Source organism: Pontibacter sp. LHS1 (assembly GCF_058932855.1).
The window spans coordinates 117,028-138,132 of sequence record NZ_JBZYWF010000003.1; the positions used below are offsets into that span (position 1 = coordinate 117,028).

General features: G+C 50.0%; 19 protein-coding genes. 8 read left to right on the top strand and 11 right to left on the bottom strand.

Going from position 1 to position 21,105, the window contains the following annotated elements; translation table 11 throughout:
• Positions 1 to 37: 37 nt before the first annotated feature.
• Together AC5FXQ_RS07670 and AC5FXQ_RS07675 are read left to right on the top strand one after the other, a co-directional pair.
• Positions 38 to 1,207 (top strand): C45 family peptidase, encoded by a 1,170-nt coding sequence (locus AC5FXQ_RS07670; protein WP_493601894.1) that lies wholly within the window; start codon positions 38 to 40, stop codon positions 1,205 to 1,207.
• Between the two features lie 3 nt (positions 1,208 to 1,210).
• Positions 1,211 to 2,026, top strand: coding sequence for a helix-turn-helix domain-containing protein (locus tag AC5FXQ_RS07675; RefSeq protein WP_493601895.1), 816 nt, complete (start codon positions 1,211 to 1,213; stop codon positions 2,024 to 2,026).
• 110 nt (positions 2,027 to 2,136) lie between these two features.
• Here AC5FXQ_RS07675 and AC5FXQ_RS07680 read toward each other — a convergent pair whose 3' ends face one another.
• A complete protein-coding gene (locus AC5FXQ_RS07680) occupies positions 2,137 to 3,159 on the bottom strand; it encodes a YihY/virulence factor BrkB family protein (RefSeq protein ID WP_493601896.1) in 1,023 nt (340 codons plus the stop codon).
• Between the two features lie 165 nt (positions 3,160 to 3,324).
• Here AC5FXQ_RS07680 and gltX point away from each other — a divergent pair, with 165 nt between their 5' ends.
• From gltX to AC5FXQ_RS07700, 4 genes are all read left to right on the top strand, one after another.
• Positions 3,325 to 4,866 carry a glutamate--tRNA ligase gene (gltX, locus tag AC5FXQ_RS07685; protein WP_493601897.1) on the top strand — a complete coding sequence of 514 codons (1,542 nt, stop codon included), beginning with the start codon at positions 3,325 to 3,327 and terminating at the stop codon, positions 4,864 to 4,866.
• Positions 4,867 to 5,000: 134 nt separating this feature from the next.
• Complete coding sequence (locus tag AC5FXQ_RS07690; RefSeq protein WP_007658382.1) at positions 5,001 to 5,369, top strand: hypothetical protein; 369 nt, start codon at positions 5,001 to 5,003, stop codon at positions 5,367 to 5,369.
• A 44-nt stretch (positions 5,370 to 5,413) separates the two neighbouring features.
• Complete coding sequence (locus tag AC5FXQ_RS07695) at positions 5,414 to 6,181, top strand: TIGR00266 family protein (protein ID WP_076421298.1); 768 nt, start codon at positions 5,414 to 5,416, stop codon at positions 6,179 to 6,181.
• Positions 6,182 to 6,244: 63 nt separating this feature from the next.
• Entirely contained in the window at positions 6,245 to 6,619 is a 375-nt protein-coding gene (locus tag AC5FXQ_RS07700) for a hypothetical protein (RefSeq protein WP_493601898.1), read from the top strand.
• Positions 6,620 to 6,986: 367 nt separating this feature from the next.
• Here AC5FXQ_RS07700 and AC5FXQ_RS07705 read toward each other — a convergent pair whose 3' ends face one another.
• On the bottom strand, positions 6,987 to 8,504 hold the full coding sequence (locus tag AC5FXQ_RS07705) for a GH3 auxin-responsive promoter family protein (protein WP_493601899.1): 1,518 nt from the start codon (positions 8,502 to 8,504) through the stop codon (positions 6,987 to 6,989).
• A gap of 80 nt (positions 8,505 to 8,584) precedes the next feature.
• Positions 8,585 to 9,316, bottom strand: coding sequence for an LPS export ABC transporter ATP-binding protein (gene lptB, locus AC5FXQ_RS07710; RefSeq protein WP_196116392.1), 732 nt, complete (start codon positions 9,314 to 9,316; stop codon positions 8,585 to 8,587).
• Positions 9,317 to 9,515: 199 nt separating this feature from the next.
• Between lptB and AC5FXQ_RS07715 the strand changes: the two genes are divergently transcribed.
• Positions 9,516 to 10,379 carry a glycoside hydrolase family 25 protein gene (locus AC5FXQ_RS07715; protein ID WP_493601900.1) on the top strand — a complete coding sequence of 288 codons (864 nt, stop codon included), beginning with the start codon at positions 9,516 to 9,518 and terminating at the stop codon, positions 10,377 to 10,379.
• Between the two features lie 73 nt (positions 10,380 to 10,452).
• Entirely contained in the window at positions 10,453 to 10,737 is a 285-nt protein-coding gene (locus AC5FXQ_RS07720; RefSeq protein ID WP_493601901.1) for a hypothetical protein, read from the top strand.
• A 51-nt stretch (positions 10,738 to 10,788) separates the two neighbouring features.
• On the opposite strand, the gene recJ is transcribed toward AC5FXQ_RS07720, so the two are convergent.
• The 8 genes from recJ to AC5FXQ_RS07760 form a co-directional block, all read right to left on the bottom strand.
• On the bottom strand, positions 10,789 to 12,504 hold the full coding sequence (recJ, locus tag AC5FXQ_RS07725; protein ID WP_493601902.1) for a single-stranded-DNA-specific exonuclease RecJ: 1,716 nt from the start codon (positions 12,502 to 12,504) through the stop codon (positions 10,789 to 10,791).
• A gap of 315 nt (positions 12,505 to 12,819) precedes the next feature.
• The gene (locus AC5FXQ_RS07730; RefSeq protein ID WP_493601903.1) at positions 12,820 to 14,655 is read right to left on the bottom strand and encodes a tetratricopeptide repeat protein; all 1,836 of its coding nucleotides are present in this window, start codon (positions 14,653 to 14,655) and stop codon (positions 12,820 to 12,822) included.
• A gap of 140 nt (positions 14,656 to 14,795) precedes the next feature.
• A complete protein-coding gene (locus tag AC5FXQ_RS07735) occupies positions 14,796 to 16,901 on the bottom strand; it encodes a peptidylprolyl isomerase (protein WP_493601904.1) in 2,106 nt (701 codons plus the stop codon).
• 74 nt (positions 16,902 to 16,975) lie between these two features.
• Positions 16,976 to 18,274, bottom strand: coding sequence for a hemolysin family protein (locus AC5FXQ_RS07740; RefSeq protein ID WP_493601905.1), 1,299 nt, complete (start codon positions 18,272 to 18,274; stop codon positions 16,976 to 16,978).
• A 13-nt stretch (positions 18,275 to 18,287) separates the two neighbouring features.
• Positions 18,288 to 18,461: a hypothetical protein gene (locus AC5FXQ_RS07745; RefSeq protein WP_155800937.1), complete on the bottom strand. Its 174-nt coding sequence runs from the start codon at positions 18,459 to 18,461 to the stop codon at positions 18,288 to 18,290.
• Entirely contained in the window at positions 18,461 to 18,997 is a 537-nt protein-coding gene (gene lptC / locus AC5FXQ_RS07750) for an LPS export ABC transporter periplasmic protein LptC (RefSeq protein WP_493601906.1), read from the bottom strand. Before lptC ends, AC5FXQ_RS07745 begins: the two co-directional genes overlap by 1 nt.
• A 94-nt stretch (positions 18,998 to 19,091) precedes the next feature.
• Entirely contained in the window at positions 19,092 to 20,387 is a 1,296-nt protein-coding gene (bamG, locus tag AC5FXQ_RS07755; protein WP_493601907.1) for a BamG family beta-barrel-assembly machinery protein, read from the bottom strand.
• Positions 20,380 to 21,102: a type III pantothenate kinase gene (locus tag AC5FXQ_RS07760; RefSeq protein WP_493601908.1), complete on the bottom strand. Its 723-nt coding sequence runs from the start codon at positions 21,100 to 21,102 to the stop codon at positions 20,380 to 20,382. The genes bamG and AC5FXQ_RS07760 overlap by 8 nt, the downstream gene beginning before the upstream one ends.
• Between the last annotated feature and the right edge of the window lie 3 nt (positions 21,103 to 21,105).

The window sequence follows — 21,105 nt, forward strand, 5'->3', positions numbered from 1 at the left end:
AATTAAAGCGATTACCACCACTTAATTTATTGCAGTTATGAAGCAGTCAAGAATAAAATCATTCCACAGCCTTTTTTTTATCACAGCCACCTTTCTACTGTTTACCCCTCTTTCAACTTTTTCATGCACTATAGCTAGTGCAGTTGCTGCCGACGGCCAGGTATGGAATGCGAATAATGAGGACGGCCCTTTCGGGGTAGCCAGCTTTATTAATGTGTTCCCCAAAACTAAGGAAACGAGATATGGCTACTATACCCTATCTTACTTCTCACCAGCACTTGGTGAAGGAGGCAGCATGCAGGGAGGCACGAATGAAGCTGGTCTAACTTTTGACTTCAACGCCATTAAACGGGTTGAGAGCTTTGACCCTAAAAGCAAAAGAGTTTTCCCTCAGGGCGATGCCGCAATCCTGCCCCACATTCTGGCAAACATGAGCACTGTGCAGGAAGTAATGGATTTTTTTAGTACCTACTGGTTTCAAAATGGTTTTCATAGTGCCCAAATGCACGTCGCTGACAGGCAAGGCAGGTTCGCGATTATCAGTGCGTCAGGTATGAGATTGGTGAAAAAAGGTCAGCCGCTTGTCTCAACCAACTTTGACATCTGTGGGGATGAAGACGGTTCATCGTGCTGGAGATACCCAATTGCTACATCAAAATTATCTGAGAGCAATATAGATTTAACAACAATGATGTCTATCTGTCGGGAAACTACTCAAAAGAATGGCTCAACGATGTATTCCAATATACAAAACCTGGCAACTGGTGATGTATGGTTCTTTTCTCAATATGACGCTGATATTATTTTGAAGACCAATCTGGCTGAGTTGCTTTCGAGGGGCCGCAGGTCTTACACTTTCAGTGACTTGGGGGCTATTCTGGAGGAACGGGTACCCTATAGCTGGAAAAAGCCTGCACGGATTGATTTGACTGATGGGACGAAAGCTAAGCACACCGGCCCCTATCATAACTCTTTTACGGGCCAGATCGAGGTTAGAAATCATCGCGATGGCATCGAATTATATTTTGCAGATGGAAGATCTGAAGTTTTTCATCCGCAATCCGTAGATAAATTCTTTATCCCAGATGCAGATGTGTATGTGGAGTTCAGCTTTGACAGCACAGCAAGACGACAGGCAATGAATTTGTATGAAAATGGTTATTGGACATTCACAGCCTGGGAGAATGCTGTAAGAAATGAGGATTAATAGATGAAGCAACCGGAATTAGGAAGAAAGATTGCAGAACTAAGAAAGTCGAAGGGATTGACACAGGAGGAATTGGTAGAACTATGTAATATAAGTGTGAGAACAATACAGCGGATTGAAACCGGGGAGGTCACACCTAGAAGCTACACCATCAAAACCATACTTTCAGCACTTGGCTCTGACATGGACGAGCTTCAGGAGCAAAATTCTTCCCCAATAAACCCGGTAGGAGTACTAAACCTGGCGTGGATTTCGGGAATTGCATACTTTGTATTAGGGTTTCTGGAAGGCCCTATGGATATAATAAGAATTTCCACAGAAACATCGGCTTCTATACATTTCGACTTCTTGCCGACAGCAGATTTCAGTCAAAGCTTTTATGTGGTTATTAAATTACTTGTAGTTCTCACATACATCTTCTTCCTGAGAGGCTTTGTTTCGATCGGTGCTAATACACATGATTTATTATTGCGTGTCATAGCCACCATCCTGATTTGCGTCATGGTTTTCAGTGTAGGGTATGATATCTTCTCCCTTTATTACATGCCTGTTGACCATACATTAGTGCTACTTGGCTCTTCTATTTTTTTTGGTGTACTGGGTATTATGTTTGGTATTTCCCTGATTAAACTCCAATCTTCTTTGGGGATTATTTGTGCTATAGCTGGTGCTTTGGAAATTGCGGCAGGTTGTTTCTTCCTTTTCATCAGCCCTTTAGGTTTCCTTCTGCAGATGCTTGCCGTGTTATTAGAAGTAATTATCATCTACAAAACAGTTCACATACTTTCTACAACTCTAAGTACCTCCTCAAATCAATAGCCAGCCCTGAATTAAATTTAGAATATAGCATATGACGTGTTGCTAAGATAAGCCCTCACTTAATTTCTATTAATTGCAGTGCTTTAAACTAATAATCAACAAGTTAATCATCAAATCCCCTCTCCCGCCGATTTATCGCCTTCCTCCGACTCAGCAGCTTCTTTCGCTTCCTCTTCCCCATAAATGTCTTTGGTAAACTTACCCGGCTCAGCATTCACGGCCGTATGGCCTACTTCTATTTCCTGCCGGATAAAGCGCACGGCATATTCGGCGGGATAGATGTTGAAGCCGTATTTGCGGGAGTACACAAACGTGAACACAGCCCCAAAAAAGATAATCTGGGAGGTATAGAACACCCACAGCAGAATCACAATAACCGAACCGGCCGCTCCATAAATGGACGTAATGTTGCTCGTGCCCAGGTATAGCCCGATGATTTCGCGACCAATGGCGAACAGCAAAGAGGTAACCAGCGCTCCCACCCATACGTCGCGCCACCTTATTTTGGCGTCGGGCAGAAAGCGATAGATACAGCCGAACATAAAGGTCATGAGCAGAAAGCCTGACACCAGATTGACACCCCGCAGCACATACACAAACCAGCCTGCCAGTCGTGCCGCCAGGAAATCGCCGATGGCCACCAGTATGGTATTGGCTAATAGCGACACGATGAGCAGGATGGCAATGGCCAGAATCATGGCGAAGGATAGGAAGCGGTCGAGGATCAGCTTGACGTAGCCGCGCTTAGGAGCTGGTCGCACATACCATACCTCATTGAGCGAGTCCTGCAGCGAAACAAACACGCCAGTGGCCGCTATGAAAAGCGTAACAACGATGACGACAGTGGCGAGGTTGAAATCGGTGATGTCGTTGATGCTCTCTACCATGCGCTGCACCGCAAAAGCCGCTTCCGAGCCAACCATCTCTCTGATCTGATAGTAGATTTCCCCTGAAACAGCCTGTTCACCAAAGAAGTATCCGGTGGCGTTGATGATGATCAGCAGGATAGGCGGCAGCGCAAAGATGGTATAATAAGCCAGTGCAGCCCCCTTTTGGAAGGAGTTGTTCTCGATAAACTCAAGACTGGTTTCTTTAAGCAGGCACCAGATATTTTTGAGTGTTTGGCGGGGCATGGAGTCGTGTTTGGGCTTGTCTTAAACTGATACGCAAATCAAATGTTATGTTTGTGCAGGCTCTTGTCAAAGGTATAAGGCAGAGAAAGCGACACCTTACCGAAACGAGAATTTATTTTGTACCTTTGTGCCATCATTTGCAATGCCTTTTTGAAATAACCATACATGGAAAGAGAAGTTAGAGTACGCTTTGCCCCGAGCCCGACAGGGCCTCTCCATATCGGCGGTGTTCGCACGGCCCTTTACAACTTTTTGCTCGCTAAAAAAACCGGCGGCAAAATGATCCTGCGCATCGAGGACACAGACCAGAACCGTTTTGTGCCTGGCGCAGAAGATTACATCCGTGAGTCGCTGGAGTGGTGCGGCATTGAGCTGGACGAAAGTCCATGGAACGGTGGCCCATATGCGCCATACCGCCAGTCGGAGCGTAAGCCGATGTACATGCAGTACGCCATGCAACTGATCGAGAGTGGCCATGCTTACTACGCTTTCGACACGGCTGAGGAGTTGGAGGAAATGCGCGAGCGCCTGAAGGCTGCCAAAGTAGCCACGCCGCAGTATAACGCCATCACCCGTATGACGATGAAGAACTCGCTCACTTTGCCGGAAGATGAAGTGAAGCGCCGTCTGGAGTCAGGCGACCCTTACGTGATCCGTCTGAAAGTGCCCCGCAAAGAAGAGGTTCGTTTGAAAGACCTGATCCGCGGCTGGGTAATGGTACACTCTTCTGCCATTGATGATAAAGTATTGATGAAGTCGGACGGTATGCCGACTTACCACCTGGCCAACATCGTGGACGACCACCTGATGCAGATTACCCATGTGATCCGTGGGGAGGAGTGGTTGCCATCGGCGCCGCTGCACGTGCTGTTGTACCGCTACCTGGGTTGGGAAGACACTATGCCAGAGTTTGCGCACCTGCCGCTTTTGCTCAAGCCAGACGGCAACGGCAAGCTGAGCAAGCGCGACGGCGACAAGCTGGGCTTCCCGGTATTCCCGCTCCGTTGGGAAGATCCTTTCTCAGGCGAAATCTCCTCTGGCTACCGTGAGGCGGGCTATATTCCGGAAGCTTTCATTAACTTCCTTGCCTTCCTGGGCTGGAACCCTGGCACACAGCAGGAGATCTTCTCTATGGAGGAGCTGGCCAATGAATTCACGATTGAGCGTATCGGCAAGTCCGGTACCCGTTTCGACATACAGAAAGCACGTTGGTTCAACGAGCAGTACCTGCGCGCCAAGCCAGACGCCGAGTTGGCAGGCTACCTGCTGAAGGCACTGGAAGAGCATGGCATTTCCTGCTCGCCTGAGAAGGCCGAGAAGATTGCTGGTCTGATGAAAGAGCGTGTGAGCTTCCCGCAGGAGTTCTGGCGTGAGGCGGCTTACTTCTTCGTAGCTCCAACTGAGTACAGCGAGAAAGTGGCTTCCAAGAAGTGGAACAGCCAGGCTGTGGCCGTTTTCACGGATTTCCGCAACGAGCTGTCGACCCTAAGTGACTTCAATGCCGACACAGTGAAGGACTTGCTGGTAAGCATCCTGGAGCGTCACGGCATGAAGATCGGTATGGTGATGCAGGCGCTTCGTCTGGCCGTGACAGGAGCCGAAGCTGGTCCTGACTTGATGCAGATCATTGAGGTGATTGGCCGTGAGGAAACTCAGAACCGCATAGACGCTGCCATCAGCGCATTGAGCCACTACGCAACAGCTTAGGCCATACCTTATACCTGAACATGGGCGGCTATTCCGAAAGGAGTAGCCGCTTTTTTATACCTGTCCGCTATACCTGCCTGTAACTATTTGGCCGTTTCACCTTATACTTCAGTGAGAACAATAAGGACCAGATCATGGCTAAGAATAAAAAAGAGAACAAAAGCTCTAAGAAGAAAACGCGGGTGCACAAAGACCTCGAGGGTTTCGAGATAAAGGTGAACCAGCAGGGCGAGATCATGTCGAACTACTCTATCGACCAGATCAATGAATTCCTCAACAAGAATGTGGAGGACAAAAAACTCGTGAAGCGGGATGCCGCTGAAAAGGCAAAAAAAGAGGAAGAAGAGTTTCATATAGAGGAGGGCGAGGAAGTAGAGGAAACCGACGAGGACTTTGTGAAGGGAACCAGCTCCGTTTCGGATGACGAGGACGACAAGGATCTGCCGAAGGCCCGTCGAAAAAAAGGACGTGGTGATGAGGACGAGGACGATGAAGAGGATTAGATAATTTACTATATTGTCTACCTGAACATTAAGTCCTAAGAACTATGAGAAACGCACATGAAATCGACTTCCGCATCTTCGGTAACGACATACAGGTACTCGAAATCGAACTCGACCCCAACGAAACTGTAATTGCCGAGGCCGGCGCCATGGTATACATGGAGGAGGGCATCGACTTCCAGACCAAAATGGGAGATGGCTCCAACCCCAGCCAGGGCTTTTTGGGCAAACTGGTTTCAGCAGGCAGTCGCCTGATCACGGGTGAGTCGCTGTTTATGACGCACTTTACGCACCGTGGCTATGGTAAGAGCCGGGTGGCTTTCTCAGCCCCCTACCCCGGCACTATTCTGCCTCTTGACCTGCAGCAGTTCAATGGCAACACACTTATCGCACAGAAAGACGCCTTCCTGGCTGCGGCATTGGGTACAAAACTCGCTATGCATTTCAACCAAAAGCTGGGTTCCGGCCTGTTTGGTGGTGAGGGCTTCATCCTGCAGAAGATATCCGGTGACGGACTTGCCTTCCTGCATGCAGGCGGTACCATCGTAGAGAAAGAGCTCAACAACGAAACCCTTCGTGTCGACACAGGCTGCGTAGTGGCTTTTGAACAAGGTATAGACTTCAGCATCCAGCGGGCCGGCGGGCTCAAGTCCATGATCTTCGGCGGAGAAGGCATCTTTCTGGCCACACTACGCGGCACCGGTAGAGTATGGCTGCAGTCCATGCCGGTGAAGAAGCTGATTGAAGCCCTGATGCCACACGGTGAGAATGCCAAGAAGGAAGGCGGCTTTATGAGTAGCTTCCTGGAGTAAGGGATAATGAATAAAGAGTGATGATGAATGAGTAATTGGGCAATACCTTTAACCTCTTTGTTAATGGAAGGATATTTTAAACTAAAAACCCATGGAAGTAAGGTATTACCATACGTCTACTTCATCGGGTTAGCTGCATTCTGGTTCTTCGGAGATCTGTTTACCATACAGAGCTTCAGTTTCGTTGCTTTGGGTATTATAGTCGCGCTCTCTATTCAATTATTCTTACAGAATAAAGTAGCAGGAACCTGTCTGGGTTTATTGGCTACGGCCATTAGCTTCGTAGCCTTCTTGGCAACTTTGTCAGAGTTTAACGATTTTGAAGTTGTTACGCAAAGCGCTATTCATTTGATAGCTGTTGGCTCTATACTTTCACTATGCGGGCTTGTGATGGGAGTTGTATTGACCATCACGAACATGCGCAGGTTAGCGATTTAAGTTAAAAAAAGCTGTACAATGACTCTAGAAATCAAGAATACCTGGAACGGCCTTAACCGCGTTTTGACCATTATCAATCTTGTTCTGTTAATGGTACTAACGGCGCAGGGGTTTGACTATAAAAAAGTAAAAGGCAAAACGGTGCCTATTTATCTTAATGTGGCGCTCCTGTTAACATTGGGCTTCGTAGTATCCGTAACAATTTACGGCTTGTTTAAATAGCCGCTATACCTGAGGTATAGGTTAAAAGCAAAAATGCCCGCCAGATATAAACTGTCGGGCATTTTTATTGTCATTTCGAATGCTAGGTTCTCCACTTCAGATTTCTCGCTAACGCTCGAAATGACAAGATGAGAGAAACAGCAATTTAACTCTCAACTAACAACATAATTTCCTCCAGATACTCTCTCGTATTGCTAAGTCTTGGCACCTTGTGCTGGCCGCCGAGTTTGCCTTTCTTGCTGAGCCAGTTCATGAAAGTACCTTTCGGGGCGGCGTGTACGATGGGCTCCTGTAGGGCGATGTCGTTCTGGCGCTTGGCGTCGTAGTCGGAATTGATTTCGCGCAGGGTTTCGTCTAGCACTTTGGTGAAGCGGGGCAGGTTGTCGGGGTCTTTCTCGAACTCAATCAGCCATTCGTGCCCCCCACGCTTGCCACTCTCCATATACACAGGAGCGGCCGTGAAGTTTGAAATAATCGCGCCAGTCGCTTCGCAGGCCTTGGTAATGGCTACTTCTGCATTCTCCACGATCACTTCCTCGCCAAAAGCATTGATGAAGTGTTTCGTGCGGCCTGATATCTTGATGCGGTATGGGCTCAGGTTGGTAAAACGAACCGTGTCACCGATTTTGTAGCGCCACAGGCCGGCGTTGGTCGAGATGACGATGGCATAGTTCTTACCGAGTTCAACCTGATCCAACGTGAGGGTTTTCGGGTTTTCTTCTTCTACTTGATCCATCGGGATGAACTCGTAGTATACCCCGTAGTCCAGCATCAGCAGCATTTCATCTTCGGTATCGCGCTGATCCTGTATGCCGAAGAAGCCTTCCGAGGCATTGTATACCTCCAGGTAGTTCATTTGGGCAGAAGGGATAATCTCTTTGAACAACTGGCGATAAGGTCCGAATGCCACAGCCCCATGCGTAAAGAGCTCCAGATTAGGCCACACCTCCAATATGTTGCTCTTGCCTGTCACTTCCAGTATGCGTTTCAGGAGTACGTAGGTCCAGGTGGGCACACCGCTCAGGCTGGTCACGTTCTCGGGCACGGTTACCTCCACCATCTTCTCGATCTTCTCCTCCCACTTGTCCATGAGCGCTACTTTGAGCGGCGGGGTACGCATGGCCTCTGCCCAGATCGGCAGGTTCTGCATGATCACCGCTGATACGTCGCCGCAGGATGTCTTGGTGTTGAACTCGTTAGGGTGATGACTGCCACCGATGGAAAGGCCCTTGCCTGTGAACAGCTTGGTGTCGGGATAGTTATTGACGTAGAGCGAGAGCATGTCTTTGCCGCCCTTGTAGTGACAGTCTTCCAGCGACTCCGGGCTGACAGGTATAAACTTGCTGCGGGCATTAGTGGTACCCGACGACTTGGCAAACCACTCAATCTTGCTTGGCCACAGGATATTCTGATCGCCCTTCATCACCCGTTCTATATAAGGGTATAAGTCTTCGTAAGCAGCAATCGGCACACGCTCCTGGAAGGTCTTCACCGACTTCATATCGGCGAAGCCATACTTCTTGCCGAACTCCGTCCCCTTAGCCGTGCTGATCAGGTCCTGAAAAAGCTCGTTCTGCACTTCATGCGGGTATTTCCGAAACAGATCAATGTCATGAATCCGCTTCTTCATCACCCACGTCACGATTGAGTTTATGATTTCCAAAGGTTGATGGCTAAATTGTTAAACTGCTTTTCCTATCACTGAACTTGCAAACATTAGCCTTGTAATATACCTAATGTAGACTAAATCTTGCGTTTTAATTCAAAATGTTTGCCCAGGTATACGCGGCGTACCTGCTCGTCGGCAGCCAGTTCTTCAGCGGTACCTGACTTCAGGATTTTACCCTCGAACAGCAGGTAGGCGCGGTCGGTGATAGAAAGGGTTTCGTTTACGTTGTGGTCGGTAATCAGGATGCCGATATTTTTGCTCTTAAGCTTGGCTACGATGCTCTGGATTTCCTCTACCGCAATGGGGTCTACACCAGCAAAAGGCTCATCCAGGAGAACAAACTTGGGGTCTACGGCTAGGGCGCGGGCAATTTCGGTCCGGCGGCGCTCACCACCCGATAGCACAATGCCCTTGTTTTTGCGCACGTGCGTCAGCGAGAACTCCTCCAGTAGTTCCTCCACCTTCTCGAGCTGCTCCTTCTTGGGGCGGTTGGTCATTTCGAGCGGGGCCAGGATGTTCTCCTCTACCGTCAGTTGCCGGAACACAGAGGCCTCCTGCGCCAGGTAGCCTACGCCGCGCTTGGCGCGCTGGTACATAGGCAGGTCTGTAATATCTTCTTTGTCCAGGTATATCCGTCCTTCATTCGGCTTCACAAGGCCTACAATCATATAAAACGAGGTCGTCTTACCAGCACCGTTAGGCCCCAGCAAACCGACGATCTCGCCCTGGTTTACCTCCACGCTCACGTCGTTCACGACCATGCGCGACTTATATTTTTTATATAGATTTTCGGCTCTTAGTATCATGGGGCTAATTTACGCATTCTTGACCCGTCCTGCAATGCAGTAATCCTGCCAAGTTTTATACCTATATGGCCAGGTATAACAACAGATATACTTTTCAATATATTCAAAAAATCAAATTCCAAAAATGAAATTTTTCTGAGCGAGCCGTTGTTAGTGTCGCGTCTTCTTATTAGTTTGGAATTCCGATTAACCAGCCTTTATGATGTTCTCTTTACTTTACCTGGCCGCCCACAAGTTGGCTTATTCCGGCTTATTGCTCTCGTTCCTGTTTACCGAGCTTCCTTCTGGAAATTCCGATAATACAAAAAACAACGGTGCCACAGCCAAAAGCACAGGGGCTACCACTAAGACCACGCTGATCACCTCTTCAAGCCTGAAGGGTATAGACGTGTCGAAGTGGCAGAAAGAGGTGGATTGGGACCAGGTGCGGGACGCAGGCGTATCATTCGCATTCGTAAAGGCAACACAGGACGACTACAGGCTGGACCCATACTTTGCCCGCAACTGGGAAGAAACGAAGCGTGTGGGCATCAAACGGGGCGCTTATCACTTCTTTATACCTGCCGCTCCGGTGCAGGGCCAGATTGAAATGTTCATCAACACGGTGGAGCTGCACGAGGGTGACCTGCCACCTGTGCTGGATGTAGAAGTAATTGAGAAGCATACCTCCCCCGCCGACATGCGAAAAAATATGCGCATCTGGCTGGAGGCTGTGACAGCACACTATGGCGTAAAGCCCATCATCTATACTAATCAGAATTTCTACCGCCGCTGGCTGCAGGGTCATTTCAAGGACTACCATTTCTGGATTGCCCGCTATAACACCATTGAGCCCGACATTCACCACGAAGACAAGTGGCTTTTCTGGCAGTACACCGACACAGGCAAGCTGGCAGGCATAAATGCTGCAATTGATCTCAACTATTTTGCAGGCGACATGAACAGCCTGAACCTGATGTGCGTGCCTCCTAAGCTCATACCATACCCTGAGAAGGTGATATTAACCGAGCTTGAGCAACTACCTGCCGTCAAACTTCTGGCAAACAACATCGATGAACCGTAACATATAAAACGGGCGCTGCCATCACACTGCAGCGCCCGTTTTAAGTTTTACAGGTCTTTTGTAACTTGAGTTAATGAAAACAGGAGTCGCTTCTGTATTGATCGGGGTGATCGGACTGATTCTGATTACCTATTTCTACTATCAGGCAGAAGAAAGCCAGGTAGACTTAGGTGATGTACAGCACACCGTGGCAAGCTATCCCATGAGCTCTCCTGTGGTGATGGCGCTGTTTGCAGTGGAAGTGCTGGGTATTGTGTCTGGCTATTTGGCCTTTAGGCGCCGATATGTAAAGCTGGGGCTATTAGGTATAGGATTGTGCGCGCTCTGCCTGATCCTGCTTTATGGGTACGCATTCTAGAATCAGACAAAACCTCTCTTTATACCTGAGACAGGTACGAATACCTCCTTACTACTTCAACATCCGGATGTCCTTGATGCGCAGCTGCAACGTCACATTTCCTCTGAACTCATTTTCTTCTATGGTATAGCACACATCAAAGGGTATACCTTTCGAGATGAATTTGAAGTAGTCGCCAAAGCCGAAGCCGATGGCATCGATGTCATAAAAGCCATCCTGCGTCAGGCGCAGCTTTAGGTGGCTGTCACCTACCACACGCACAGCTCCTGTATCGTACACGCATTCCGACACGAACACCGGCTTCATGTTGCCCGGTCCAAAGGGCTCCATCTGCTTCACAATGTTGTAGAAGTTCTGGGTGATCTGGTTGAGCCTGATCTTGGCGTCTACCTCTATCTGCGGAATCTTCTGGTCTTCAGTAATGGTTCGGGCCACTACCTCTTCAAAGCGCTGTCTGAAGGCAGGCACGTTCTCTACAGGCAATGTAAGGCCTGCTGCGTACATGTGCCCACCGAACTGGTCAAGCAGGTCAGAGCAGCTCTCAATAGCATCGTGCACATTGAAGCCGTGCACCGAACGAGCCGAGCCAGACGCCTTGCCGTTTGACTGCGTGAGGATGATCGTAGGGCGGTAGTAGTGATCGATGCAGCGCGAAGCCACAATCCCGATCACACCTTTGTGCCAGTTTTCCTTGTAGAGTACCGTAGAGTTGGCGTTACGCAGAAAGTCGTCTTCGGCGATCATCTGCAGCGCCTCCTTGGTGATGTTCGAGTCCTTGTCGCGGCGCTCTTTGTTGGATTCATTGATTATGTCGGCCATCTCAAAGGCTTCTGCCTTGGTTTGGGCCAGCAGCATCCGCACAGAGCGCTTCGCATCGCCCATACGCCCTGCCGCATTGATGCGGGGTGCAAAGCCGAATACGACGCTGGTAATATCCATCTCGCCGGTTATACCTGCCAGTTCCTTCAGCGCCTCAAGACCTGGGCGCAGAGGCCCCGGCCCGTTGATCAGCTGCAAACCGAAGTAAGCCAGAATGCGGTTCTCACCCGTGATTGGTACTATGTCAGCGGCTATACTCACCACCAGCAGGTCGAGCAGCTTAAAAGCCTCTTCCTGCGGTATACCCTGCTGAAAGCAAAAGGCCTGTATCAGTTTAAATCCAACGCCACAGCCTGAGAGTTCTTTGTAAGGGTATGGGCAGTCAATCTGTTTCGGATCCAGTACGGCCACTGCCTGCGGGATATCCTCGTCGGGCAAGTGGTGGTCGCAGATGATGAAGTCTATACCCAGCGATCTGGCATAAGCTACCTTGTCAGCCGATTTGATGCCGCAGTCGAGGCTGATGATGAGCGAGAAGCCCTGCTCAGCCGCATAATCTATACCTTGCGTGGATACGCCGTAGCCTTCCTTATACCTGTCGGGGATGTAGTACTCGAGTTGGCCGGGTTGGGTAAGTGAATGCAGAAAGCTATACATAAGCGCCACAGAGGTGGTGCCGTCTACGTCGTAGTCGCCATAAACCAGTATGCGCTCGGAGCGATGCAGTGCCTCAACTATGCGGTCAACGGCGCGTTGCATGTCCTTCATCAGAAAAGGGTCGTGCAGGTCGAGCAGGCTGGGGCGGAAAAAGGCTTTCGCTTCCTCGAATGTACAGATAGAGCGCTGGCACAGTACATCGGCCAGTGTGGTGCTGATCCGGAGCGATTCGGCCAGTTGATTGATCACCTCCGGCGCTATGCTTTTATTGTATACCCACCTTTTCTCCATATGCTGCTTCACAAATAAAACCGAAGCAAAGGTAGTCAATTTACGCAGGATTTGAGCCCGCCGCAGCCCATCGCACAGCACCTTTCCGCTATTTTTTGTAATTTGCAGCTCCACAATACCCCAGATCATGAAACAACTCAGAGAAATTTTTGAGAAGTATAAGAACTACTCGCTGGACCTGATCATGTATGGATTCTTCATCCTCTTCATCCTGATCCTGTTTATTTTCTTTTCATAACAACGCGCCTATACGCACTTACCTGTAGCGTATACTGGCCAGATCAGGTATAGCCTCAGATCAATTTAGCATACCCGTTAGTTTACCACCGGCGCATCGCCACGTAGCTTCCGGAAGCGCTTGCGTGCCTCAGCCACATAAATGCTGCCCTGGTGCTTCACCAGAAACTCATTGTATAGCTCCTGTGCCTTCTGGGTGTCTTTCAGGTTCTCTTCGTAGATGTAGGCCATTTTGTACAGGGCATCATCACTCAGAATATCGGCGGGAGCATTCACCACTTTCTCCAGACTGGCAATGGCTTTGTCAAACGCACCGGTGCGCTCGTAGATGCTGGCTTTGTGAAAATGAATCTCATCTGTCAGGCTATGCCCCGGGAACTTCTGCAGCATGGCATCCAACCTGTTTTGCGCCTCGTCCAGCTTGTTTTGGAAAACGAGCAGTTCGATGGCCGCATATTCTTCCATAGCCACAGTAGAGGTGTCTAGCCCCGTGTTATCGGTGATCAGCAGGCTCAGGTCCATGGCGTCGTTGGCTATCTCGCGGCTGGTAGCCAGCTTCAGGATGTCGAGGTGGGCCTGTGCCAGCTCAAAGTCGCCTTTGTAGTAGTTAAGCCGGGCGTTGCGTAGCTTCGCCTCGTGCCCGATCGGCGTCTCCTTGTGCGATTTCTCTACCTGCGAGTATAGCAATGTCGATTCCCATGGCTCTCCTTTCAGCAGGTATATATCGCCCAGCGTGAGCTTACTCTCAGCTACAAAGTCGGGCTTAGCCCGTGGCGTTTTGATAGCCTCGTGCAGCAACTCAATGGCTTTGTCCTTTTCATCCAGGTGAAAGGCATACAAATTCGCCATGTGCTGCAATACTTCTACCGTCTGGGCATTGCGTCCCACTTCAGCCAGCAGCGCTTCGTAGTCTGATATCAGCGCCCTGATCTTGTCCAGGTCAACCGGGAAAGTATTTTCTACCTGCTCTTCGCGGGCGTTTATCAGCCGCTGTCTTGCAATCAGGTAGTAAGGACCGTCCGGATATTCTTTGATGATGTACTCATAGGCTTCGATGGCGCCCTGGTAATCATTGTTGCGGGCACTGATAGCACCTAGCTCCATTACTCGGGTACCGCCGCTGCGGGTGCGCTTGTCTACAGAGCGGGCCTGCAGTAAGGCGCTATAAAAGTCACGGCGCTGGATGTAGAGCCAGATCAGCAGTTCGCTGTAAGCCAGCAGGTCGGGATTTTGCTGCACCCTGGTAATCAGCTCTTTCTCCAGTGCATCAAATGCCTTCTCGTCCTGCATGCTGTTCTGCAGCATATTCTGCACATAGATCAGATCACTTTCGTTTTCCTGCAGCAGGTTAAGCGCCTCTCCTATCAGATTCTCGTGCTTCTGCCGGAAGGTATAGAGCGCTATAAGAGAGCGGTTGTGCTCGTATGGATTCTTGCTTAATTCACGGCCACGCAGGTAGGCTCTCTCAGCATAGTCAAACAGCTCGTGCTGCACAAAAACGCTGGCTGCGGCTATTACCTCCTCTTGCTTCAGTTGGGCAATCAGTTTGTCGAAGTGCTTCTCCGCTCCTGCCTTGTCACCAGCGGCCTGGTAAACGATGCCTAAGTCGATGTTGTAGTTCACCTGCCCCGGGTAGCGCTTGATGGTTCGTTTCACCAGCTTCTCGGCTTCTTTGTGGTTGTTCTGCGCCAGCAGGGTTTTCAGGTAGTCGGGGTACACCGTGTGGAACAGGCGTTCGTCGTTGATCAGCTTGCTGTAGATGGTCTCGGCTTTCTGGTACTCTCCTTTGCTGAGGTACTCGCGCGCCAGTGCCAGCTCCTGGTTCTGCGCCATGGAAAAGGGCACTGCCAGCACCATGAGCAGGAGCACAAACAGCAGGCGCGACAAATAGGTATGAACAGGTATAAGCATCATCTATTACAACGTGTATACAGGCTTTTTGATATGGGCTTTTCTGCCGAAAATGAAGATAGCCAATTATTTCGGTTCGGCCATAAACAGAAAAGGGCCGTTCCTCCCGGAACAGCCCTTTTCGTATACCTATCGTGCAGGTCTTAGAAGAATCTTACACGGTTATCTTTGATGTCAGCTTTTTCCTTGATTGCTTCAAACGCGTTGGTTTCTACACGCGATGTACGGGTGTTTACCAGCTGCGTCTTCACGCCAGAAAGATCCTGTGCATCCGGAGCGTTGGTCAGGTTGATCAGTTCTACCACTACCACACCGCCTTGTCCTTCGATAGGAGCGGTACGGCTGCCTGGCTTCAAGCCAAACGCTCTACCGATCGCTACTGGCTCCAGGCCAAGGCCAGGTATAGCGCCAGAAGCAAGCGATACTTCTTCAGCCTCTCTGATGATCGCATCCGGACCGTAGTTAGCAGCAATCTGGTCGAGTGAACCCGACGCGCCTTTCAGCTTCGCAATGATCTGCTGTGCTTTCACCTCGTTACGAACGGCGGCAGTCAGTTCCTCTTTCACATCCTCAATCTTAGCATAGCCTTTTTCGCGCTTGCCAGTCAGGGTAGCGATCACATACTGGTCGTTGATCTCGAACACAGGCGATACATCACCTACAGAAGTGTCTTTTGAGTAAGCCCAGCGCACCAGTTCTCTGGCGTTGCTCAGGTTACCTACCAGCACGTTGTTTTTGCCTACGTTAGCAGCTTCTTCTATAGAAAGGGCTTCGTTTTTCTTCACGTTCTCTCTGAACTCCTGCGTTGAGCCACTTGTACCGGCCAGTTCGTCAGCCATGGCATAAGCCTGGTCACGGGTAGCGTCGCTGGCGTCAAGTGAGCGCTGCACGGCAGCTACTTTGTAAGTACGCTTCGACTTAGGAGCCGTTATTTTAATGATGTGGTAGCCATATTCTGTCTCAACAGGAGCTGGAAGTAAGCCTTCGGTAGTAGCACCAAACACAGCCTTCTCGAAAGCTGGCACCATGCGGCCTTCAGTGAAGTAACCCAGGTCACCACCAACAGCGGCAGTACCGTCAGATCCGTGCTGTGCAGCCATAGCCGCAAAGTCAGCACCGTTTCTGATCTGCGTCTGGATGTCTTTTGCCTTGGCAAGAGCAGCCTGCTTGGCCTCAGGAGAATCGTTCTCTGGCTTGATCAGGATGTGGCTGGCACGGGCAGTGTTTACGCTACCATCTCTGATGTCCATGATCTTGTACAGCGCATAGGTGTCGCCATTGTTGTAAGGGCCGTATACCTTGCCTTCTTCCAGCGGCGCGATTTCGTGCAGTTGCTCAGGCAGCTCTGCTGTGTGCAGGTAAGTGCCGTCGTATGGCAGGTCTGAATGCGTATTCACGAAAGCAGAGTCGTTGGTCGAAGCCGCAAATTGCTCTGTCAGGTCTTTCAGCTCCTCCTGGAAGTAGTTCATGTCTTCGGTAGAAGCGGCAACCGGAATGGTCACAAACTCCAGCGTACGGCCATCTTCTACTTTGTAAAGCTCTTTGTTGCGCTCGTAGTAGTCTTTCAGCTGCGCGTCTGTTACCTGCACAGCAGAGTCAGCGATCGAGAAGTAAGGAACGTACAACACTTTCATATTAGCGATCGTGTTCTGCGCCTCGAAGTGCTTCTTCGCTTCAGCTGTTGTTACGTATACTGACTTGGTCAGCAGGTTGCTGTACTTCGTCTGGATGCGGTCGTTGAGAATGCTCTGCTCGAAGTTAACCCACATCGGACGACCACCGGTCTGGTCCAGGTTCTGCAGGTACTGAACAACCTGAGCACGGTCAAACTCACCTGTCTGTGGGTTAGTGAATGCCTGGCGAACCGATGGGTGGATGTTGTTACCCTGTACCATATCGGCCAGTTCTTCTTCCGACACCTGAATGCCCAGGCGATCGTACTCTTTCTGCAAGGCAATCTGGAAGATTAGCTGGTTCCAGGCTTGCTCACGCATCATGGCCATTTCGCTCTCGGTGGCAGCACGCTGTACCTGTCCTTCGTATTGGGCCTTGATCTGCTGGAACACCATATCGAAGCGCTGGTAGTCAATTTTCTCACCTGCTATTTCGCCTACGGTAGTCGTATCATTACCTAAAAGTCTGGAGTTTGGCCCTAATAGGTCGCCGCCTACTACAAATACGCCAAGTCCAATGGCGATAGCGCCAACAGCCCAACCCGACTTTTCTCTAATCTTGTTAATTAATGCCATGTGTTATACGAATGATAAAGGATGTGCAAAATAAGGTTAATCGTGCAAAAATTCAAAATTTTGTGTGCAACTGTTTAAAATACGCCATCTGCCTGTAAGTCTGGATCTTTGAAGAGCTTCACGGCATTGATGCGGTTATCATCCATCGACAGGATAGTGATCGTGAAGGGTCGCAGTTCCACCACATCGCCCGGCTTCGGTATCTCACCCAGTACTGAGAAGATAAGTCCACCCAGGGTTTCGTAATCCCCTTCCGGCAGGTTGAGCTCGTATTTATCGTTGAGGTAGTCGATCTCGTGGCGGGCGCTCAGCAGGTAGAGGTGTTTTGCCGGGAACACTTGCTCGAGCAGGGCTTCGTAGTCGTACTCGTCTTGTATCTCCCCTACGATCTCCTCGATCACGTCTTCCACGGTTACTATGCCTGACGTACCGCCAAACTCGTCCACCACCACCGCCACGGTGCGGTGCTCGGTGCCGAAGCGCAGAAACAACTCGCTGGCCAGCATGCTCTCCGGCACCAGACTCACCGGCGACAGGATCTCCCGTATCTGGCGTGGCTGCTGAAACATGGCCAACTGGTGGCAGTAGCCGATGATGTTGTCAATAGAGTCTTCGTACACCAGTATCTTGGAATGCCCTGTTTTGATAAAAGTATCGCGCAGCAACTCCACTGGTTCGTTCACCTCCACTGCCTCCACCTCCGTCCGGGGCACCATACATTCCTTCACCCGCACTTTTTTAAACTCAAGCGCATTGTGAAATATCTCCTGGTCTACTTCCGGAGCTCCCTCTTCTACCGGATTGTACAGCCTGTTCTTGATATAGGTGTTCAGGTCCGTTACCCCAAACACCGGGTGCTCGTCTGAAAATTCGATCTTCAGTATCCGCTCAGCAATCCATTTGCTCAAACTTACCAGCACGATCACAACAGGATATAGCAGGTAGTGCAGCACCAGCATCGGTATAGCCAGCACATCCAGCATGCGGTTGGGGTTAATGGCAAAGAGGCTGCGCGGAAGAAACTCGGCTGTAAGCAGCACGATAACCGAAGCTACTAGCACCTGTAGCAGCAGTATAAGGGGTGCCAGTTGCATAGCAGTTGGCAGAAAGGCCTGAAACAAGGTATAGAGTATACCCGCTATCACAAAGCCATACAGTACCAGCGAGATCACGTAGCCGATGAGGGTGGTGCCCATCAACCTGGCAGGATGTCGCAGCAGGTGCGTCAGGATGCGCCCGGAGAGCACGTTGTTTTTCTCGTCAAGCTCTATCTGCAGCTTATTGGCTGCCGTAAAAGCGATCTCTATACCTGAGAAAAAAGCACAGGCCAGCAGCGCAGCAAATAACAACAGTATCTGGTCGGGGTCTATCATAAGATGCTACAGACTATTCGGTCTGTTTCTTCTTGCGGTAATGGTACACGATGTACAGCATAAAGCCGATCATGTAGATCCAGTAATTGCCTGCTATATCAGACTCTTGTATACTTCTGTGCACGCCAATCACCATGGCCACAAAAGCTAACGATAGTAAAATAGTATTAACCAGTTTTTGGTTCATTATTCCTTCAGGCTGAATACGCCCGTCACTTTTTTGATTCTATAATTTGTAAAGTCCTGGTTTGCCTCTAGGCCGTGACCCATCAGAATTTCCTCAGGCGTCGTGATCTTAACAAACTTGTCTGTATAGATCTGGGCTTTGGCTTTGTTCCAGTAAAGCTCCTCTGTCTCGAGTTTTTCCTGCTTCTGCAGGTTGTGCACAATCACATTACCCCGCACCAGGTATAGGTCCTTGTTTCGCTCCTGCTTGCCGTAGTTGGCCCGCAGCGTAGAGGTCACGCTCTCTCCCTTTTCCAGAAACTCGACATCAATTCCGTCTGGAAAGACCATATCGCCGTTTTCGTAGTCTGCCTGCATGGGTGCCTGCAGCCTGATGAGCACCTTGGCTGAGTCGCTGTAAAGCGTCAGCACATTGGCTGTCTCCCTAAACGGGCCATCATATTTCTTTTCCTGGTCCGGGTCTCTCAGGTCTGTACCGCAAGCAGCTGTCAACATGACCAGCAAAGCGATCAGCACTGAAAAAATAGATCTCGGCATGCTTTTTTACTTATCTAAAGTGAAGATACTAAAAATTAAAAAAGACCGTCATCAGAACGGCCTGTTTTAATAATGCTTTTAAGGTCGGAATAGTTTACTCTATCCTGCGTTTTACGAACCAGCGTGTGTTAACAGTCACTCCGGCACCGAACTGAAAGTAGTTCTCAGCTATCAGGCCATTGTCCGTAGTGCCTCTCTTGCCGTAGCCCATCATGATGTTGAGCTGATAAGGCGGTTCAAAATAATTGCCTCGCCCGATCGGGAGCGTCAGACCACCTGTAACAGCCATGTCCTTGATGTTTTCTCCGTTGATCACATACGGGCTCTGGCCATAGCGAAGACCTGCACGATAGGTTACGCGCTTCAGGTAGCTGTCGATGGCAGTAGGGTTAGGCGTGTACTCTGCTCCTAAGCCGATTTTGTAGCTGTTGCCCATTCTCTGCTCCCCATCCAGGTTGCGGTAGTCAGACCAGTCCTGCATCATAAACTCCGTACCAATGGTCAGGTTAGACCCATTGTCGTAGCTGATGGAAGCGTTCAGACTTGGTGGAACATTCACGGAAGTTTCTACACTGTCTGGCAGCATAGGGGATCCTTTGAGAGCATCTCCCAGATCACGGCGCTCGTAAGCAGACATTCGCTTTGCATTCATGTCTACGCCCAGAGTATAAACTGCGCCCGCACTCAGAAAGGCCTTATCGGCGACTTTCTTACGGTAGTTAGCTCCAGCCCTGAAAAGGAAGTCAGTATAACGGGTACGCTCCACATAGGCAACCCGCTCCAGGGAGGTGTTGCTGATGGAGGTATCGGCTACAATGGAAGAAGATTCCTGGGAGATCGTGCCAAACAAGTAAGAAGCGCTTGCTCCTACTGTCAGCCCATTCGTGATCCGGACACCATGCCCGAAGTAGATCTCTGAAATCCCGCCTTCGCCACTGTACTCGTTTATCACAACTGCCTCCTGCCGGTTAGGCAGCGAGCCCATGTTTCTGATGTTATAGTCAACCGAGCTGTAGGGTCTCAAGCTAACGGCAGAACTCCAGCGCTTGGTAATAGGCACACCCAGTGTCAGGTAAGACAGGTTGGCATCACCATCGCGCTGTGACTGGGTCGCGTTTCTGAGGGTTTTATACCTGCCGGCTACGCCGACATCAAATACGGTAATGCTGTTGTAGTATAGCAGTGCAGGGTTAGCGGTATTGGAATGGAAGCTGTTGCCTGTGCTTACGCCCACATCGCCCATGCCTGCCGTTCTTAAGTTACCTAAGTTTGTGTTGAGTTCTCCCAGTCCGTAACGGGAATAAGGCGAGTTACCAATGCTTTGCGCCTGCACGCCCTGCGCCAGGCACAGCACGGATGCGCAAATAAGTAAACGGAGCGTTTTATACATTATGTCTTAATATTCTTTGAAGCCCAATCAGGACCAGTTCAGGAATTACAAAGATGGGGTGTTTTATGGTACTTTCAAAAAATCCTGCGTCTCCTCCGCAAAGTATAACCACCAGTTTATCTGATTTTTGGCGATATGCGCTGATTATACCCTCTACTTCCGCCACCGTACCGCCCAACACACCGCTCTCCAGAGACTCCTGCGTGGTCTGGCCGACTAAAGGAAAGTTTTCGTGGATTCCTTGTACTAACGGAAGTCGCCCTGTAAAATTATGCAGCGCCCTGAATTTCATTTGGATGCCGGGGGCTATACCTCCGCCCTGGTAATGGCCGCGCTCATCAATGAAGTCGTACGTGATCGCCGTACCTGCATCAATTACCAGGCAGTTGCGCCCGGGAAAGAAATAATGCGCCGCTACGGCACCAGCTATGCGGTCGGCACCCAATGTCTCGGGCGTTTTGTAATCATTAGAAACAGGCAGGGCTGTCTGCGCCGAAAGCAATACGATGCTTCCGGACACTGACAGCCCTGTCTTTATTTGCTCTACTGCGCCACCACTTACCGAAGCGATAATGGCATGGTCAAAGGCCTGGGACGCTACCTCTTGCGGCAGCCCTTCCTGCTCTTTGAACTTCCCTTGCGAGACAAGTGCATCTTCTTCAAAAATGCCGTATTTGCCTCCCGTATTGCCTATGTCAATGGCGATGCTGCGCATATA

What these genes read in the sequence shown, in the direction of transcription:
- lptC (WP_493601906.1), bottom strand. Translation starts at nt 18,997, where the DNA reads ATGCCGAGATCTATTTTTTCAGTGCTGATCGCTTTGCTGGTCATGTTG.
- AC5FXQ_RS07745 (WP_155800937.1), bottom strand. Translation starts at nt 18,461, where the DNA reads ATGAACCAAAAACTGGTTAATACTATTTTACTATCGTTAGCTTTTGTG.
- AC5FXQ_RS07675 (WP_493601895.1), top strand. Translation starts at nt 1,211, where the DNA reads ATGAAGCAACCGGAATTAGGAAGAAAGATTGCAGAACTAAGAAAGTCG.
- AC5FXQ_RS07715 (WP_493601900.1), top strand. Translation starts at nt 9,516, where the DNA reads ATGATGTTCTCTTTACTTTACCTGGCCGCCCACAAGTTGGCTTATTCC.
- gltX (WP_493601897.1), top strand. Translation starts at nt 3,325, where the DNA reads ATGGAAAGAGAAGTTAGAGTACGCTTTGCCCCGAGCCCGACAGGGCCT.
- lptB (WP_196116392.1), bottom strand. Translation starts at nt 9,316, where the DNA reads ATGATACTAAGAGCCGAAAATCTATATAAAAAATATAAGTCGCGCATG.
- AC5FXQ_RS07730 (WP_493601903.1), bottom strand. Translation starts at nt 14,655, where the DNA reads ATGATGCTTATACCTGTTCATACCTATTTGTCGCGCCTGCTGTTTGTG.
- AC5FXQ_RS07690 (WP_007658382.1), top strand. Translation starts at nt 5,001, where the DNA reads ATGGCTAAGAATAAAAAAGAGAACAAAAGCTCTAAGAAGAAAACGCGG.
- AC5FXQ_RS07740 (WP_493601905.1), bottom strand. Translation starts at nt 18,274, where the DNA reads ATGATAGACCCCGACCAGATACTGTTGTTATTTGCTGCGCTGCTGGCC.
- recJ (WP_493601902.1), bottom strand. Translation starts at nt 12,504, where the DNA reads ATGGAGAAAAGGTGGGTATACAATAAAAGCATAGCGCCGGAGGTGATC.
- AC5FXQ_RS07670 (WP_493601894.1), top strand. Translation starts at nt 38, where the DNA reads ATGAAGCAGTCAAGAATAAAATCATTCCACAGCCTTTTTTTTATCACA.
- AC5FXQ_RS07680 (WP_493601896.1), bottom strand. Translation starts at nt 3,159, where the DNA reads ATGCCCCGCCAAACACTCAAAAATATCTGGTGCCTGCTTAAAGAAACC.
- AC5FXQ_RS07700 (WP_493601898.1), top strand. Translation starts at nt 6,245, where the DNA reads ATGGAAGGATATTTTAAACTAAAAACCCATGGAAGTAAGGTATTACCA.
- bamG (WP_493601907.1), bottom strand. Translation starts at nt 20,387, where the DNA reads ATGTATAAAACGCTCCGTTTACTTATTTGCGCATCCGTGCTGTGCCTG.
- AC5FXQ_RS07695 (WP_076421298.1), top strand. Translation starts at nt 5,414, where the DNA reads ATGAGAAACGCACATGAAATCGACTTCCGCATCTTCGGTAACGACATA.
- AC5FXQ_RS07760 (WP_493601908.1), bottom strand. Translation starts at nt 21,102, where the DNA reads ATGCGCAGCATCGCCATTGACATAGGCAATACGGGAGGCAAATACGGC.
- AC5FXQ_RS07735 (WP_493601904.1), bottom strand. Translation starts at nt 16,901, where the DNA reads ATGGCATTAATTAACAAGATTAGAGAAAAGTCGGGTTGGGCTGTTGGC.
- AC5FXQ_RS07720 (WP_493601901.1), top strand. Translation starts at nt 10,453, where the DNA reads ATGAAAACAGGAGTCGCTTCTGTATTGATCGGGGTGATCGGACTGATT.